A 15,031-nucleotide genomic window follows, 5' to 3' on the forward strand; every position below is an offset into this window, starting at 1 on the left:
ATCGGCGGGGCTGCGGGGAGGGGCGGTGGCGTCGGGCGCGGTGGAACGGGGGCCGTCTCAGACACGCGTCGCCGCAGAGCGCCCCAGCAGCACCCACAACAGGAACGGCCCGCCTAGAACGGTCGTTACAATGCCCACGGGCAGTTCGGAACCCGAGAACGCGATCCGCCCGAGCGTGTCCGCGGCCACCACCAGCACGGCCCCGGTGAGCATCGAGCCGATCAACGGCACCCGCAGCGGCCCGGCGAGACGCGACGCGATCACCGGCGAGGCCAGCGCGACGAACCCGACCGGGCCGCAGACGCCGACGGCCAGACCGGCCAGCGCCACCGCGAGCAGCAGACAGATCACCCGGGTACGGGCGGGCGTCGAACCCAGGGACGCGGCCGTGTCGTCGTCGAACCGCAGCACCGACAGGTGCCGGGCGACGGCTAGCGCCACCGGAATCAGCACCGCCAGGCCGATCAGGACCGGCACGGCGACGGAGTAGCCGCGGCCGTTCAGGCTCCCGGAGGTCCAGACGTACAGCGAACTCGCCGAACTGAGGGAGCGCCGGGACAGCACGACCTGGGTGACGGCGGAGGCGAGCGCCGACATCGCGAGGCCCACGACCAGGACCCGGTAGCCGCGCTGCCCGACACCGCCGGACACGGCGGTCACCACGATCACGGCGACCAGCGCGCCGAGCGGCCCCGCCCACCAGGAGCCGAACGAACCGGACGCGCTGAAGGTGGCGGAGAGCAGGACGGCCGCGGTGGCGCCGTCGTTGACGCCGAGCAGTTCGGGGGTGGCGAGGCGGTTGCGGGCCAGGGTCTGGGTGAGGCAGCCCGCGAGGCCGAGGGCCGCACCCGCGACCAGCCCGGCGACGATCCGGCCGAGCCGGAACTTCTGCACCAGGAGCACGTCGAAGCGGTCGCCCTGGCCGAGGACGGCGTGGAAGGTACGGGAGATGCCCATGTCGCTCTGCCCGGCGTACGCGGACAGGACGACGGCGCACGCCAGCAGGGCGGCGAGGCCCAGGGCGGCGAAGGCGGGGCGGCGGGCCACGAGGAACGACATCGGGCCGGCGCGCAGCGCGATGAGGCCGTCGGCGCGTTCGGGGCGGAGGGGGCGAGGGGGGCGGGTGGCACTGTCGGGACGGGCAGGGCGACCGGGACGGCTGGGGTGATCCGGACGGCCGGGGTGAGCGGGGTGGTCATGGCAAACGGGGCGGTCACGATCACCGGAGCTGCCGTCGGGGCTGCCCGTGGCCGCCGAGTCATCCGTGCGGCCCGCGCGGCCGAAGCGCACGGCCCGCGACGCCAAGGCCCGCAGCGGCACTACGAGTCGGCGCCTGCCCCCGCCTCTCTCCTCCACGGCCGGTTCCGTCATCCCCATCGTCGCGACTTGCTTGGAGCGCACGATGCCGATGAGGACGGGCGCGCCGATGAGCGCGACGATGACGGACACGGGCGCCTCGAACGGCCGGGACACCACACGGGCGGCGACGTCGGCGGTCGTGAGGACACCGGCGCCGACGAGTCCCGCGAGGGCGAGGCGGACCGCGAGCCGGGGCCCGGCGAGCGAGCGGGCCACGAACCCGGCGAGCAGGCCGAGGAAGGAGATGGGGCCCGCGAGCGCCACGGCCGCCGCGGTGAGCAGCGTCACGGCAGTGGCGACGACGGTACGGGTGACGGCGGGCCGGTGGCCGAGGCCGCGGGCCAGGTCGTCGCCGAGGGCCAGCGCCGAGAGCGGCCGGACGACCAGCGCGGCGACGAGCAGTCCGAGACCCAGGACCGGGGCGAGGCGGGCGAGTTCGCCGTACCCCTCGACGCCGGCGAACGAGCCGAGCACCCAGAAACGGAAACGGTCGTACGTCTCGGCGGAGTTGACGACGATGACGCTGGTGAGCCCGCCGAACGTGGCGCCGAGCGCCGACCCGGCGAGCACGAGCCGCATCGGCGAGCCGCCGCCGCGCCCGGCGATGAGCAGCACCAGGGCGCTGGCGACCACCGCGCCGACGAACGCGCAGACCAGATAGGCGTATCCGGAGTCGAACCCGAGCAGCGCGATACCGGCGACAACGCCGAGTGAGGCCCCGGCGTTCACGCCGAGCAGCCCCGTCTCGGCGAGGGGGTTGCGGGTGACGGCCTGGAGGAGGCACCCCGCCACGCCGAGCGCGGTGCCGACGAGGACGGCGGTGAGGGTGCGGGGCAGCCGCAGGTCGCCGATGACGAGGGCGAGCCGCGCGTCGTCGCGGGCACCGCCCCGGTCGAGCAGATAGTCCAGGGCACCGCCCGGTCCCACCTCACCGGCTCCGATGGAGAGGGACAGGGCGCACAGGACCAGGAGGAGGACGGCGAGGCCCGCGAGCCACAAGCGGATTCTGCGGCGCGCGGGGTCCGGTCCCGCAGTCCGCACGCCGTCCACCGCCGGCGGCACCGTGCTGGCCGAAACTCGACCCTGTGCGGGCGTGTCGGCCAACTGCCCCGGTGGCGGGTCCTCTTCGGCTGCGGGATGTGACGTACCCGTGTGCTGCGACTGCATGAAGTGAGGTTAGCCTAACCAAACAAGCCGCCCGAGGTGGGGCAGTGTCCGACGCTCGTCTCATCTAAGGTTAGGCTTACCTAAGAACAACGGGGGGAGTTGATCATGCCCGTACCCATATCCGGCGACCGCACGGAATTGGCCGACCGGACCGCCCTGGTCACCGGAGCCGGACAAGGGATCGGCGCGGCCGTGGCCCGGCTGCTGGCCGCCGAAGGCGCCCACGTACTGGCCACCGACCGCACCGCGGACGGCCTGGAAGAGCTGTCCGCCGAGCCGGTGGGGGAGCCGTCCCCGCACGGCGCCGCCGCTACGGGCACCATCACCGCGCAGGTCATGGACGTCACCGACGCCGCGGCCGTCGAAGCCGCCGTGAACGCCGTCGAACGCGACCGCGGCCCGCTCGACATCCTGGTCAACGTGGCCGGAATCCTTCGCCCGGGACCGGCCGCGCACCTCAGCGACGAGGACTGGGCGGACACCTTCGCCGTGAACACCACCGGCGTCTTCCACACCTCCCGCGCCGTCGCGGCCCGCATGGCCGCGCGCGGCAGCGGCAGCATCGTCACCGTCGGCTCCAACGCCGCCGGAGTGCCGCGCACCGGCATGGCCGCCTACGCCGCCTCCAAGGCCGCCGCGGCGATGTACACCAAGTGCCTCGGCCTCGAACTCGCCCGCAGCGGCGTGCGCTGCAACATCGTCGCCCCCGGATCCACCGACACCGCGATGCAGCGCGCCCTGTGGACCGACGACGCGGCCCCGCAGCGGGTCGTCGACGGCGATCCCGCCACGTTCCGCACCGGCATCCCGCTGGGCCGCATCGCCGCACCCCGCGACATCGCGGAGGCGGTGCTCTTCCTCGCCTCCGACCGGGCGCGGCACATCACCATGCAAGAGCTCTACGTCGACGGCGGCGCCACGCTGCGCTGACGCGCCGCCGCCCCCTCGCACCCGCACGTCCGGCCGCCACCGGCAGGACACACGTGCCCCACACCCACCCCCCCGCACCCGCGGCCGTACCTCTCCTCGGAGGCGCGGGCCCCGGGAGAAACGGAGCCCTCCGTGTCGACGGCACCCGATGTCGCCACACACGTCCCCGCCCTGGCCGACCCCGCCCACCCGGCCGTAGGAGCCGCGACCGCGCTCCTGGCCGACTACCGCCCGGGCGCCCGCTTCCTCGGCACCCCCACCCGCACCCTGCTCGGGCAGGGCGCGCACAGTGAAGTGCCGTACGACGAGAGACCGTTGGCGGCGCGGGTCGCCCAGACCCTCGGGCAGGCGCGCGCGGACGGGGCCGAGTCGCCCGTCGTCGTCGGGGCGGTGCCGTTCGACCAGACGGCCCCGGCCGCCCTTGCGGTGCCCGCCGTACTGCGCGCCGCGCCGCCGCTGGCCGCCGACCCGCTGATCGCGCTGCCCGCCGAGTCGCCCGCCCGCGTGGACTGGCGCATCCGGCAGGTCCCGGCCCCCGAGGTGTACGGCGCGTCCGTGGCCGCCGCCGTCGACCGCATGTGGCGCGGCGAGTTCAGCAAGGTCGTGCTCGCCCGCACCCTCGAACTCGACTGCGCCGAACCCCTCGACGTCCCCGCCATGCTCCAGAGCCTGGCCCGCCGCGACGCCACCGGCTACACCTTCGCCCTGCCGACCGGACCCGGCCGCACGCTCATCGGCGCCAGCCCCGAACTCCTGGTGTCCCGGCGCGGACGGCGCGTCATCGCCAACCCGCTCGCCGGTTCCATACCGCGCAGCGACGACCTCGCCGAGGACGTGCGCCGGGCGGCCGCGCTGCTGCAGTCGGCCAAGGACCTGCACGAGCACGCCGTCGTCGTCGACGCCGTCCACCAGGCCCTCGCGCCCCACTGCGCCGACATGAACGTCCCGGCGAAGCCCACCCTGATCCGCACCGCCGCCATGTGGCACCTGTCGACGACCGTCACCGGCACCCTCGCGGGCCCCGGCGCCTCCGCCCTCGAACTCGCCTGCGCGCTGCACCCGACGCCCGCCGTCTGCGGCACGCCCACCGCGACGGCCCGCGAGGTCATCCGTGACAGCGAGCCCTTCGACCGGGGCTTCTTCACCGGCATGGTCGGCTGGGGCGACGCCGCGGGCGACGGCGAATGGGTCGTCACCATCCGCTGCGCGGAGGCCGAGCGCGACTCGCTGCGGCTGTTCGCGGGCGCGGGCGTCGTCGCCGCCTCCGAGCCGGAGGCCGAGACGGCGGAGACCGCCGCCAAGTTCCGCACGTTCCTCGCCGCGGTGGGGGCCGAGCTGTGACCGCCGCATCCGGGACCGCGCAGGACGGCCGGTCCGGCGCCGCGGGCGAGACCCGGTCCGGCACCGCGGGCGATGCCCGATCCGGCACCGAGCGGGAGGCCCAAGCGCCCACCTGGCCGCAGGAGTTCGCCGAGCGCTACCGTGCCGCGGGCTGGTGGCGCGGCGAGACCTTCGGGGGCGTGCTGCGCGAACGGGCCGCCGCCCACCCCGACCGGATCGCCGTCGTCGACCCCGCCACCGACCGCCGCTGGACCTACGGCGAACTCGACGCCCGCGCCGACCGGCTCGCCGCCGGAATGGTGGCGCGCGGCATCACGGCGGGCGACCGCGTGGTGGTGCAGCTCCCCAACATCGCCGAGTTCTTCGAAGTCGTCTTCGCGCTGTTCCGCATCGGGGCGCTGCCGGTGTTCGCCCTGCCCGCGCACCGCGAGACGGAGATCACCTACTTCTGCCGCTTCACCGAGGCCGCCGCCTACGTCATCGCCGCCGAACACGGCGGCTACGACTACCGGACGCTCGCGGCGAAGGTCCGCGCCGAGGTGCCCGCGCTGCGGCACGTGTGGGTGGCGCAGGGCGAGCCGGGGGAGTTCGAGGCCCTGGCCGACGTACCCACCGAGGCCGTCGACCCGGCGGCGCCCGTGGACCCGGCCGAGCGCCTCGACCTGGCCGGGCCCGCCCCGCACGACCTCGCCTTCCTCCAGCTGTCCGGCGGCTCCACCGGCGTGCCCAAGCTCATCCCGCGCACCCACGACGACTACATCTACTCACTGTGGGGCTCCAACGAGCTGTGCGGCGTCGACGAGAACAGCGTCTACCTGTGCGCGCTGCCCGCCGCCCACAACTTCCCGCTGTCCTCGCCGGGCACCCTCGGCGCGCTGTACGCCGGGGCCCGGGTCGTGCTCTGCCCCCAGCCCGCGCCCGAGACCGCGTTCCCGCTGATCGAGGCCGAGGGTGTCACCCTCACCGGCCTCGTCCCGCCGCTGGCGCTGCTGTGGACGGAGGCCGCCGCGACGACGACCCACGACCTCAGCAGCCTCGACGTGCTCCTCGTGGGCGGCGCCAAGTTCAGCGAGGAGGCGGCCCGCCGGGTGCGCCCCGCGCTCGGCTGCACCCTCCAACAGGTCTTCGGCATGGCCGAGGGGCTCGTCAACTACACGCGCCTGGACGACCCCGAGGAGACCATCGTCAGCACGCAGGGCCGCCCGATCTCCCCGGACGACGAGATCCGCGTCGTCGACGACGAGGACAACGACCTGCCCGTCGGCGCCACCGGCCACCTGCTGACCCGCGGCCCGTACACCATCCGCGGCTACTGGAACGCGCCCGAGCACAACGCGCGTTCGTTCACCGCCGACGGCTTCTACCGCACCGGCGACATCGTCCGGCTCACCCCGACGGGCCACCTGGTCGTCGAGGGCCGCGCCAAGGACCAGATCAACCGGGGCGGGGAGAAGATCGCCGCCGAGGAGATCGAGAACCACCTCCTCGCCCACCCCGCCGTCCACGACGCCAACGTCGTCGGCGAACCCGACCCGTACCTCGGCGAACGCACCTGCGCCTATGTGATCCTCAAGGCAGGCGCGGAGCCCCTCAGGCCCGTCGCCGTCAAACGCTTCGTCCGCGAGCGCGGCCTCGCGGCGTACAAGGTCCCCGACCGCGTGGAGTTCGTGGCCGCCTTCCCGCGGACGGGAGTCGGGAAGATCTCCAAGAAGGACCTGCGGACCCACGCCGGGACCCGTCCCGACACCCCCTGAACGAACCGAAACGGAAAGCCCAGCATCATGGCCCTGCCCGCCATCACCCCCTACCCCCTGCCGACCGCCGCCGAGCTGCCCGCCAACCGCGTGGACTGGCGGGTCGACCCGGCCCGCGCCGTGCTGCTCGTGCACGACCTGCAGAACTACTTCCTGTCCGCGTACGACGCCGGTGCCGCGCCCGTGCCCGGGCTGCTGGCCAACGTACGCGCCCTCAAGGAGCGCGCGGCCGCCCTCGGCGTGCCCGTGCTCTACACCGCCCAGCCCGGCGGGCAGACCCCCGAGGAGCGCGGCCTGCAGCAGGACTTCTGGGGCTCGGGCCTGCCGGACGACCCGCACGCCGCCGCCATCGCGGACGCCGTCGCGCCCGCGCCGGGGGACCAGGTCCTCACGAAGTGGAAGTACAGCGGGTTCGTCCGCACCGGCCTGGCGGACCACCTGCGTGAGCTGGGCCGCGACCAGCTGGTCATCACGGGGATCTACGCCCACATCGGCGTCCTCATGACGGCCTGCGACGCGTGGATGCGGGACATCCAGGCGTTCGTCGTCGCCGACGCCGTGGCGGACTTCTCCGCCGACGACCACGCGATGGCGCTGCGCTGGGCCGCCGGGCGCTGCGCCGTGGTGACCACCACCGACTCCGTACTCGAAGGGAACTGACCGCCATGACCCCGACCCTGACCCTGGATCAGCTCCGCCAGGACATCGCCGACGTCCTCGGCGAGGAGCCCGCCGACATCCCCCTGGACGAGAACCTCGCCGACTACGGCCTCGACTCGGTGCGCCTGATGACGCTGGTCGGCCGCTGGCGCGAGACGTACGGAGTGGACGTGGCGCTCACCGACCTCGCCGAGCGGCCCGCCGTCGAGCAGTGGGCGGCGCTGCTGAAACTCCCCTGACGCCGGGGCCGGCACCCGTACGCAGGCAGCGGGCGCGCGGCGGGGCCGCCAAGTGCCCGCCGCCGCAGGGCGGTTGTTAGCGTGCGCGCATGAAGGCGTTTCCTGAGAACGTGCGCGATGAAACCCTCTCGCGCGGACTTGCGGCCTACGGCATCACCCCGACCGCTGTGACCTACGCGCCCGTCGGCTTCGGCGACTACCACTGGCACGTCACCGGCGACGACGGGCGCGACTGGTTCGTCACCGTCTCCGACCTGGAGCACAAGGCGCACTGCGGGGCGGACGCCGCGACGGCGCTCACCGGGCTGCGCCGGGCCATGGACACGGCGCTGACGCTGCGCACACGCGAGGTCCTGCGGTTCGTCGTCGCGCCCGGCGCGGCCGCGGACGGCAGCTCGGTCGTCCCGCTGGACACCCGGTACGCCCTCACGGTCTTCCCTCAAGTCACCGGCCGCACCGGCGACTTCGGCGATCCGCTGGACGACGCGGACCGCGACCGCGTACTCGGCCTGCTCGCCCGGCTCCACGACCGGACGCCGCCGGGCACCACCCCCGCCACCACCCTGGAGCCCGCCGGACTGACCGGCATCCACACCGCCCTCAACGACCTCACCGGCACCTGGTCCGGCGGCCCCTACGCCGAACCGGCCCGCCGCCTGCTCGCCACCCACGCCGCACCCCTGCGCGCGGCTCTCGCCGACTTCGACGCCCTCGCCGACCGCGTACGCCGCAGCGGCGCCCCGCTCGTCGTCACCCACGGCGAGCCGCACCCCGGCAACCTCATCCACGGCGACGACGGTTTTCTGCTCGTGGACTGGGACACGGTGGGACTCGCCCTGCCCGAACGGGACTTGTCGCTCCTCGCGGCCGAACCCGCCGCCCTGGCCCACTACACCGGGCTGACCGGCCGGACTCCCGACGCGGCCGCGCTGGCGCTCTACCGGCTGCGGTGGAGCCTGCTGGACGTGGCCGAGTTCGCCGACTGGTTCCGCGCTCCGCACGAGGGGAGCGACGACACACAGGTGGCGTGGGAGGGCTTCGCCGAGACGCTGGAGCAGTTGGCCGATCAGGGCCGGGGCGCGGTGATCGATTCGAACTGAACAGACAACAATGCTGAATTGCCATAAACTGGGGCAAGGGTGGGCGTCACTGGATGTAGTGGCGACGTCTATATGAGGAGGCACCGATGCTTGCTCAGCACACACCGCTTCTTGTCGCTCCGACGGACGCCACGGCGCTAGGCACGGCCATGGTGGAGCCTGAGGCGGTCCTGAGCGACGCGCCGACGTATGCGCCCGAGGCAGGGGGATTCCTCCTGCTCCTCGCGCTCATCTCGCCGAAGGAGCCGAAGGAGCCGAAGGGCAAGTGAGTCCTGATCGGTCGCAGACGGCGTACGCCGCTTCAGCGGCTGACCTGGCTGTTCGTGCCCTCGATGCCCTCCGTGGCATCGGGGGCACCGCCATGGTCGCCGAGCATGTCGAGCGCGCGGAGGACCCCAAGGCGGCGCTGGCCGCCATCCGGGTCGTCGGCGCCGACACCTTCGCCCCCTATCTTCTGGCCGACGCGGTCTTCCACCCCCAGGACGCGGCCGCCGTCACCCAGTCCTTCGCCCTGTTCCCACCCCCGGTGAGCACCCCCGACCCGCCGCCCGCGGGGGCCGCCGAGCCCTGGCTTGTGGCCTGGCGGGACTGGGCCATGGCCGCGCTGCTCGCCCGGCTCGCCGAGGCGGAGCCCGACGGGGTGCGTGCGCCCCGGCCGACGGGCGCCCCGGTGCTCACGGACCCGGACCACTCCCAGGTCAGCGATGCTCCGGCCGGGCAGGGCTCCGACTCCCACGCGGCGCACGGTGACGGCCTCCCCACCCCGGACAGCGGCGCTCCCGACGACAGCGGCCCCCGCGACACCGACTGGCAGCGCTGGTCCGTCCGCATGGGCCAGCTCTCCCCGCTCGCCCTGCCCGGGCTCGACGGCCCCGTGCACAGCGCGGCCCGCGCCGCCCCGCTCGCCCTCGCGCGCGGCGCCACCCGCGCCGTGCTGCGCCGCGACTTCCCCACCGCCGCCCGCATCACGCGCTGGCTCGCCCTGCTCGGCGCCGAGGGCGTGGCCCTGCCGCTCGACCCCGTGCCCCTGCTCGCCCACCTCCGCCTGCACGGCGGCGGCCCGCGGCTCGCGCTCGACGTCGCGATCGCCCGGCGGCTGCTCGGACTGGAGACCGTATGACGGCGTCCGTGACGCGGACCGCGCACCAGGTGAGCGCGCGAGCCCTGACCTGGCTCCACACCCACCGGGAACGGGGTGCGCTGCCCGCCGACACCACCGCCGACCTCGGCGATCCCGACAGCGTCTACAAACCCCTCGGCGAGAGCGCTCTCGCCGCCTCGCTGGTGCTGCGCGAGGCCGCCGCGGGCGGCACCGAGCTGCGCCTGGCCCGCGAGCTGATGGACTTCTGCTGGCGGCAGTTCGGCGACGGCGACATGCTGTACGAACGGCTGCTGCGGTACTCGATGATGACCGACCCGCTGGAGACGTACGCCCCCTTCGCCCGCTGCGGAATCCGCCACGAACCCCTGGACCGGCTGCTCGCCCACACCAGCGGGCTGCGCTCGGTGCGGGGCGCCGAGGTCCTGCCCAACCGCAGGCTCGCCGTCGCCAACGCGGCCCGGGTGGCGGGCCTCGACCAGGGCGCGCACGCCTACGACTGGTCCGCCCTGGCCCGCGCCACCTGGCTCGGCGCCGTCCCCGAGCCCTGGCTCATCGACTGGATGACCGGCTACTGCCTCACCCACACGGTCTTCCACCTCACCGACTGGGGCGCCGACCCCACCGGCCTGCCCGCGGACCTCGCCGCGTACGTGACCACCTGGCTGCCCGTCTGGATCGACATCTGGGCCGAGATCGAGCAGTGGGACCTCGTCGCCGAGCTGATGATCGTCGGCTGCTGTCTGCCCGAGCCGTACTGCGCGCCCGCCGACTGGGAGCGCCTGGCCCGCGCGCAGCACCCCGACGGCCTGGTGCCGCGCGACGGCGACCCGGTCGCCGACGACCCCGGCCGCCGGTTCGAGGACCACCAGCACACCGCCGTGGTCGCCGCCATCGCCGGAACCCTCGCGGTCTCGCGCACCCTGGGCGGGGCGGCGGGGCAGCGGTGAGTCCCGGGGAGCCCGCTTGGGCGGTGGGGCAGGGTGAGCCCGGCGGAGCCCGGGTGGGCGGTGAGGCAACGGTGACCGCGAGGGAGTCCGCGTGGGCGGTGAGGCAATGGTGAACCCGAGGGAGCCCGCTTGGGCGGTGAACCTGCTCGCCGCCCTGCGCGCCGCCGCCCCCGGCGCCAGCACGGTGGCACTCGCCGTCCGCCGTGGCCCCGACCACGCCGTCCTCGTCACCGGCGCCACCGCCCGGCGCGGCGGCGCGGCGGCCGGGCCCGACACCCGCTTCGAGATCGGCTCCCTCACCAAGACGTTCACCGCCCTGCTGCTGGCCGAGATGGTCGCCCGCGGCGAGGTCGCCTACGACGACCCGATCACCCGCTTCCTGCCCCGCGCGGCGACCCCGCACCTGCGCGGGGCCCCCATCACCCTGCTCCACCTCGCCACCCACACCTCCGGCCTGCCCCGGCTGCCCCCCGGCCTGCTGCGCGACGGCGCGCCCGCCTGGTTCAGCAACCCGTACGCCACCTTCTCCCCGACCGATCTGCGCGCCGCCCTCGCCCGCACCCGGCCGCGCGCCGCCCCCGGCACCCGCGTGCGCTACTCCAACCTCGGCGTCGGCCTGCTCGGCGCGCTCCTCACCCGCGCGGCCCACGGCCCCGAAGGCACCTTCGCGCCCCTGCTCGCCGCCCGCGTCCTGGACCCGCTCGGCCTGACTCGCACCAGCTGCGCCACCGACCAGCCGCAGGCCACCGGCTACTGGCACGGCAGGGAACGCCCCACCTGGCAGATCCCCGCCCTGCCCGCCGCGGGTGCGGGCCGGTCCAGCGCCCGCGACCTGCTGACCGCCCTCGACGCCCTGCTCGACCCGGCCTCGGCACCCGCCACCGTCCACGCCTCGCTGCGGACCGCGCTCGCCGACGTCCGCGTGCCGCGCGTCGCCCTGCCGCGCACCGGCCGCCGCATCGCCCTGATCTGGAACATCCGTCCCCGGCCGACCCATGACCTGTACCACCACTCCGGCGGCACCCGCGGCTTCACCGCCTTCGCGGGCTTCAGCCCGCAGCGGCACGTGGCCCTCGTGGCCCTCGCCAACACGAGCCCCGCCCTGACCGGAACCTTCATCCAGCGGGCGTACCTGGAGTTGTGGGCGCTCGCTCAAGCCTCGGGCGCGCACCGGGACGCCTGAGCCGCCGAGCCGGCGGCGGGCGATCCTGACGGCGACCGGGCGTTCGCGCCGGACCCGCCGTCGTCCCGCCGCGGTGGCCGTGTGACCGACGGCGTCACCGACACGGCGTCAGCCAGTCGGCCGATGGCGTGTTCTTGCCGGTCACCGCGTCCTGGTAGGCGTCGCGCAGCGCCGCGGTGACGGGCCCCGGGGCGGGCAGCGCCGTCGGGCGGTCGTCCAGGGACTCGACGGGGACGACACCGATGGCGGTGCCGGTGACGAACAGTTCGTCGGCCGTGTACGCCTCGGCGTGGGCGAGCGGGCGCTCCAGCGTGGGGATCCCGGCCGCGCGGGCGAGGTCGAGGACCGTGGCCCGCGTGATGCCGGGGAGGATGCCGTCCTGCACCGGAGGGGTGTGCAGAACGCCGGACCGCACGACGAAGACGTTCGCGGCCGAGCCCTCGGAGAGATGACCGGCCGACGTCAGCATGAGCGCGTCGTCGTAGCCCGCGCGCAGCGCCGCAAGCTTCGCGAGTGAGGAGTTCAGGTACGCGCCCGTCGCCTTCGCCAGCGGTGGGATGGTGTCCTGGTGGTTGCGCCGCCAGGAGCTCGTCATCAGCCGCCAGGAACGCGCCGGTTGGTCCTCCCACGCCCAGGCCGCGAGCGTGACCCGTACGGCGGACAGGTCCAGGGCCACCCCCATGCTGCCGTAGCCGAGGTACACCAGCGGGCGGACATAGCGCGGACCCCCGCCGCCCGCGGCGATCAGTTCGGTCGTCGCGGCGGCCAACTCGTCCGCGCTGTAGGGGATGTCCATCTGGTACACGCGGGCGGAGCGGACCAGTCGCGCGAGGTGGTCGCGCAGCCGGAACACGGCGAGGCCGCCGTCCGTCGTCGGGTGCGCGCGGATGCCCTCGTACACCGCCCAGCCGTAGTGCAGGGACTGGGTCAGGACGTGCACCTTGGCCTCGTCCCAGGCGACCAGGCGGCCGTCCATCCAGATGTGCTCGGCGGGGGAGAGGGCGCTCATCGGGTGCTCCTCGTCATGGGGTGCCCTTCGTCATGGGGTGTGCCGGGGGAGAGGGGGTTCTCCTCGGGCGGGGCGCAGGATCGGTGCGGGCAGGCCGTGGCGGCGGGCGAGTCGTTCCAGGGCGCGTGCCGTGTCGGTGTCTAGGGCGATGCCGGACCGGGCGGCCGCGCGCTCGCTGCGTCGCTCCGGGTCCCCGGGGCACAGCACCGCCGAGCCGTCGGCGGGCGGGGCCGCCCGGGTCGTGTCGACGAGTTCCCGCAGCCGTCCGTCGAAGGCGCCCCGGCCGCCGAAGAAGGCCGGGTCCAGGCAGAGCAGGAAGTGTGCGACGCCCCGGCCGCCGCCGGGCCCGGCCTGCTCGATGTGGTCCAGCTCCCAGTCGAGCGGGGCGTCGGCGAGCCCGGCGGTCAGCAGGGCCACGACCATGCCGAGGCCCTGCCCCTTGTAGCCGGGGCCGAGCGGGGACAGCGCCGCCGCCAGGGCGGGGTCGAGGGTGCCGTGCCCGTGGTCGTCCAGGGCCCAGCCGGCATCGAGCGGACGGCCGCGGCGCCCCCGTTCCCGTACCGTCCCCAGACACACCTGGCTCGTCGCCATGTCGAGGACGAACTCGTGGTCGCCCGCCCCGGCCGCGACGCTGACGGGATTGGTGCCGAGCAGCGGATCGCGCCCGTGGAACGGCGCCACCCGCGCCGACGCCGACGTCATCGCCCAACCGACAAGACCCGCCCGGGACATGACCCGGCTGTGGATCGAAGCGGCCGCGAAGTGGTTGGAGTTGCGCACCACCACGGCCCCGACCCCGTACCGTGCGGCGCGCCGCACGGCCTCCCGCGCGCCCGCCGTCCCCGCCACCACCCCGAGCGCCGCGTCCGCGTCGAGCAGCGCCGAAGGGCCGCTCTCCCGGACCACGGCGATGCGCGGCGCCGGATTGGCGATCCGCCGCGCGAGGTCGTCCAGATAGCCGGGCAGCAGCCGCAGCCCGTGGGTGGTGACCCCCCGCATCGACGTCTCCACGAGCGCGTCGGCGACGAGCGCGCAGGCCTCGTCGTCGACGCCGTGCGCGCTCAGGGCACGCACCGCGATGCCGCGCGCGGCGTCCGCGTCGATGAGGTACGTCGAGGTGTCCGGGGCCCGCGCGCCGGACACGGCCCCACACGTGCCCGAAGCCCCCGAGTCCGGCGCGGACCCGTGCGTGTCCCGTTTCCCCTGCTCCGGCAGTGACACGGTCGCGTCTCCTTACAGGACGTACGGCAGTTGGCCCGACACCTGCACGCTCGACCAGTCGAACTCGATCCGGTCGAGGACGTCGAGTTCGGCGAGCACCTGGTGCAAACCGCTGTAGTCCCGCAACAGCGCCGTGCGGCCCGCCGACCGGCAGTCCTGGAGCATGTCCGCGCCCCCCTCGACCCCGACGAGGCGCATGATCGCCTCCCAGGCGCGGTAGTCGTTCGCCGAGTACGCGCGCAGCGCCCGGCACAGCGCGTCAAGCAGGAACCGCTGCTGTTCCCGGGTGAGTTGGGGATAGAGGACCTTCAGGAGTTCACCGCTGATCGAGCCGTGGCACACCTCGTCGTGGCGGTGCAGCCGCGACAGTGTCACGTTCATCGGCTGCACGCCCTCGGCCTTGGCGACCAGTTCGAGGTACGCGCCGATGGACAGCTCGGTCGTGGTGGAGAACGCGAGCGTGAGCAGGCTGCGCTGCCAGCGCTCCACCGCCTGCTCGGTCAGCTCACGGTGTGTCACGGAGACGTAGGGCAGGGGGAGTTCCTTCTCCCGGTACTGCTCGCCGCGCCGGGCCCGGGTCACGTCGCTGGCCATGCGGTGCATGAGGATGTGGTACTGCTCGTCCACCATGGCCTGCATCAGCGAGACCTCCAGGGCCTCGCCCCACAGACCGGGGAACTCGCCGCGCAGGATCAGCCCGAAGGCCGGGTTGACCACGTGGGTCTCGGAGTACTCGGTATTCCGGTTCAGGGCGATCATCGCCCAGGTGAGGATGGACGCCCGCTGCTCGGGCGGGAGTTCCGTGTACGTGGGGTGGTCGGCGAAGGGGACGATCTCCTCGGGGTAGTCGGGCAGCGCGGGGTCGAACAGGTCGAGCAGGTCCGTGTCGTCGCGCTTGACGGTGGCCCGCCGCCTCCAGTTGGCGGCGAGGCGGTGGATGACCGGGTTGTCGACGGCCCCGAACACCGCGGAGCCGAAGGCGTCTTCCTCGGAATTGCTGACGAAGCGCTCGTCCATCG

Annotated in this window: 14 protein-coding genes; 10 read left to right on the forward strand and 4 right to left on the reverse strand. The window is 74.4% G+C overall.

What is annotated here, in order from left to right; all coding sequences use genetic code 11:
- Positions 1-57: 57 nt before the first annotated feature.
- Positions 58-2,526, reverse strand: a complete 2,469-nt coding sequence (gene fhuB / locus IE274_RS20435; RefSeq protein ID WP_190117268.1) for a Fe(3+)-hydroxamate ABC transporter permease FhuB — start codon at positions 2,524-2,526, stop codon at positions 58-60.
- 105 nt (positions 2,527-2,631) lie between these two features.
- On the opposite strand from fhuB, the gene IE274_RS20440 reads away from it, so the two are divergent.
- The 10 genes from IE274_RS20440 (at position 2,632) to IE274_RS20485 (ending at position 11,782) form a co-directional block, all read left to right on the forward strand.
- Positions 2,632-3,456, forward strand: a complete 825-nt coding sequence (locus IE274_RS20440; protein ID WP_190117269.1) for a 2,3-dihydro-2,3-dihydroxybenzoate dehydrogenase — start codon at positions 2,632-2,634, stop codon at positions 3,454-3,456.
- A gap of 132 nt (positions 3,457-3,588) precedes the next feature.
- On the forward strand, positions 3,589-4,797 hold the full coding sequence (dhbC, locus tag IE274_RS20445) for an isochorismate synthase DhbC (protein WP_190117270.1): 1,209 nt from the start codon (positions 3,589-3,591) through the stop codon (positions 4,795-4,797).
- Positions 4,794-6,551: a (2,3-dihydroxybenzoyl)adenylate synthase gene (locus IE274_RS20450; protein ID WP_190117271.1), complete on the forward strand. Its 1,758-nt coding sequence runs from the start codon at positions 4,794-4,796 to the stop codon at positions 6,549-6,551. The genes dhbC and IE274_RS20450 overlap by 4 nt, the downstream gene beginning before the upstream one ends.
- Positions 6,552-6,578: 27 nt before the next feature.
- Positions 6,579-7,211 (forward strand): isochorismatase family protein, encoded by a 633-nt coding sequence (locus tag IE274_RS20455; protein ID WP_190117272.1) that lies wholly within the window; start codon positions 6,579-6,581, stop codon positions 7,209-7,211.
- Positions 7,212-7,216: 5 nt separating this feature from the next.
- A complete protein-coding gene (locus IE274_RS20460; protein WP_190117273.1) occupies positions 7,217-7,450 on the forward strand; it encodes a phosphopantetheine-binding protein in 234 nt (77 codons plus the stop codon).
- Positions 7,451-7,539: 89 nt separating this feature from the next.
- Positions 7,540-8,550, forward strand: a complete 1,011-nt coding sequence (locus tag IE274_RS20465; RefSeq protein ID WP_190117274.1) for a phosphotransferase — start codon at positions 7,540-7,542, stop codon at positions 8,548-8,550.
- A gap of 86 nt (positions 8,551-8,636) precedes the next feature.
- On the forward strand, positions 8,637-8,819 hold the full coding sequence (locus IE274_RS20470; RefSeq protein ID WP_190117275.1) for a hypothetical protein: 183 nt from the start codon (positions 8,637-8,639) through the stop codon (positions 8,817-8,819).
- Positions 8,820-8,911: 92 nt separating this feature from the next.
- A complete protein-coding gene (locus IE274_RS20475; protein ID WP_229909685.1) occupies positions 8,912-9,670 on the forward strand; it encodes a hypothetical protein in 759 nt (252 codons plus the stop codon).
- Positions 9,667-10,599, forward strand: a complete 933-nt coding sequence (locus tag IE274_RS20480) for a DUF6895 family protein (RefSeq protein WP_190117277.1) — start codon at positions 9,667-9,669, stop codon at positions 10,597-10,599. Before IE274_RS20475 ends, IE274_RS20480 begins: the two co-directional genes overlap by 4 nt.
- A 91-nt stretch (positions 10,600-10,690) precedes the next feature.
- Positions 10,691-11,782: a serine hydrolase domain-containing protein gene (locus IE274_RS20485; RefSeq protein WP_229909686.1), complete on the forward strand. Its 1,092-nt coding sequence runs from the start codon at positions 10,691-10,693 to the stop codon at positions 11,780-11,782.
- Positions 11,783-11,876: 94 nt separating this feature from the next.
- Here IE274_RS20485 and IE274_RS20490 read toward each other — a convergent pair whose 3' ends face one another.
- The 3 genes from IE274_RS20490 to IE274_RS20500 are packed head-to-tail and all read right to left on the reverse strand — an operon-like array spanning position 11,877 to position 15,029.
- Positions 11,877-12,791 (reverse strand): branched-chain amino acid transaminase, encoded by a 915-nt coding sequence (locus tag IE274_RS20490; RefSeq protein WP_190117278.1) that lies wholly within the window; start codon positions 12,789-12,791, stop codon positions 11,877-11,879.
- Between the two features lie 30 nt (positions 12,792-12,821).
- Positions 12,822-14,012 (reverse strand): Ldh family oxidoreductase, encoded by a 1,191-nt coding sequence (locus IE274_RS20495; protein ID WP_190117279.1) that lies wholly within the window; start codon positions 14,010-14,012, stop codon positions 12,822-12,824.
- A 12-nt stretch (positions 14,013-14,024) separates the two neighbouring features.
- Entirely contained in the window at positions 14,025-15,029 is a 1,005-nt protein-coding gene (locus IE274_RS20500) for a diiron oxygenase (protein WP_190117280.1), read from the reverse strand.
- Positions 15,030-15,031 lie beyond the last annotated feature (2 nt).

It is taken from the genome of Streptomyces flavofungini (assembly GCF_014650815.1).
GTDB classification, from domain to species: domain Bacteria; phylum Actinomycetota; class Actinomycetes; order Streptomycetales; family Streptomycetaceae; genus Streptomyces; species Streptomyces flavofungini.

Excerpts from the sequence above, each read along its gene's own strand:
- IE274_RS20475 (WP_229909685.1), top strand. The coding sequence starts at position 8,912 with ATGGTCGCCGAGCATGTCGAGCGCGCGGAGGACCCCAAGGCGGCGCTG.
- IE274_RS20440 (WP_190117269.1), top strand. The coding sequence starts at position 2,632 with ATGCCCGTACCCATATCCGGCGACCGCACGGAATTGGCCGACCGGACC.
- IE274_RS20490 (WP_190117278.1), bottom strand. The coding sequence starts at position 12,791 with ATGAGCGCCCTCTCCCCCGCCGAGCACATCTGGATGGACGGCCGCCTG.
- IE274_RS20500 (WP_190117280.1), bottom strand. The coding sequence starts at position 15,029 with ATGGACGAGCGCTTCGTCAGCAATTCCGAGGAAGACGCCTTCGGCTCC.
- IE274_RS20480 (WP_190117277.1), top strand. The coding sequence starts at position 9,667 with ATGACGGCGTCCGTGACGCGGACCGCGCACCAGGTGAGCGCGCGAGCC.
- IE274_RS20455 (WP_190117272.1), top strand. The coding sequence starts at position 6,579 with ATGGCCCTGCCCGCCATCACCCCCTACCCCCTGCCGACCGCCGCCGAG.
- fhuB (WP_190117268.1), bottom strand. The coding sequence starts at position 2,526 with ATGCAGTCGCAGCACACGGGTACGTCACATCCCGCAGCCGAAGAGGAC.
- IE274_RS20470 (WP_190117275.1), top strand. The coding sequence starts at position 8,637 with ATGCTTGCTCAGCACACACCGCTTCTTGTCGCTCCGACGGACGCCACG.
- IE274_RS20460 (WP_190117273.1), top strand. The coding sequence starts at position 7,217 with ATGACCCCGACCCTGACCCTGGATCAGCTCCGCCAGGACATCGCCGAC.
- IE274_RS20465 (WP_190117274.1), top strand. The coding sequence starts at position 7,540 with ATGAAGGCGTTTCCTGAGAACGTGCGCGATGAAACCCTCTCGCGCGGA.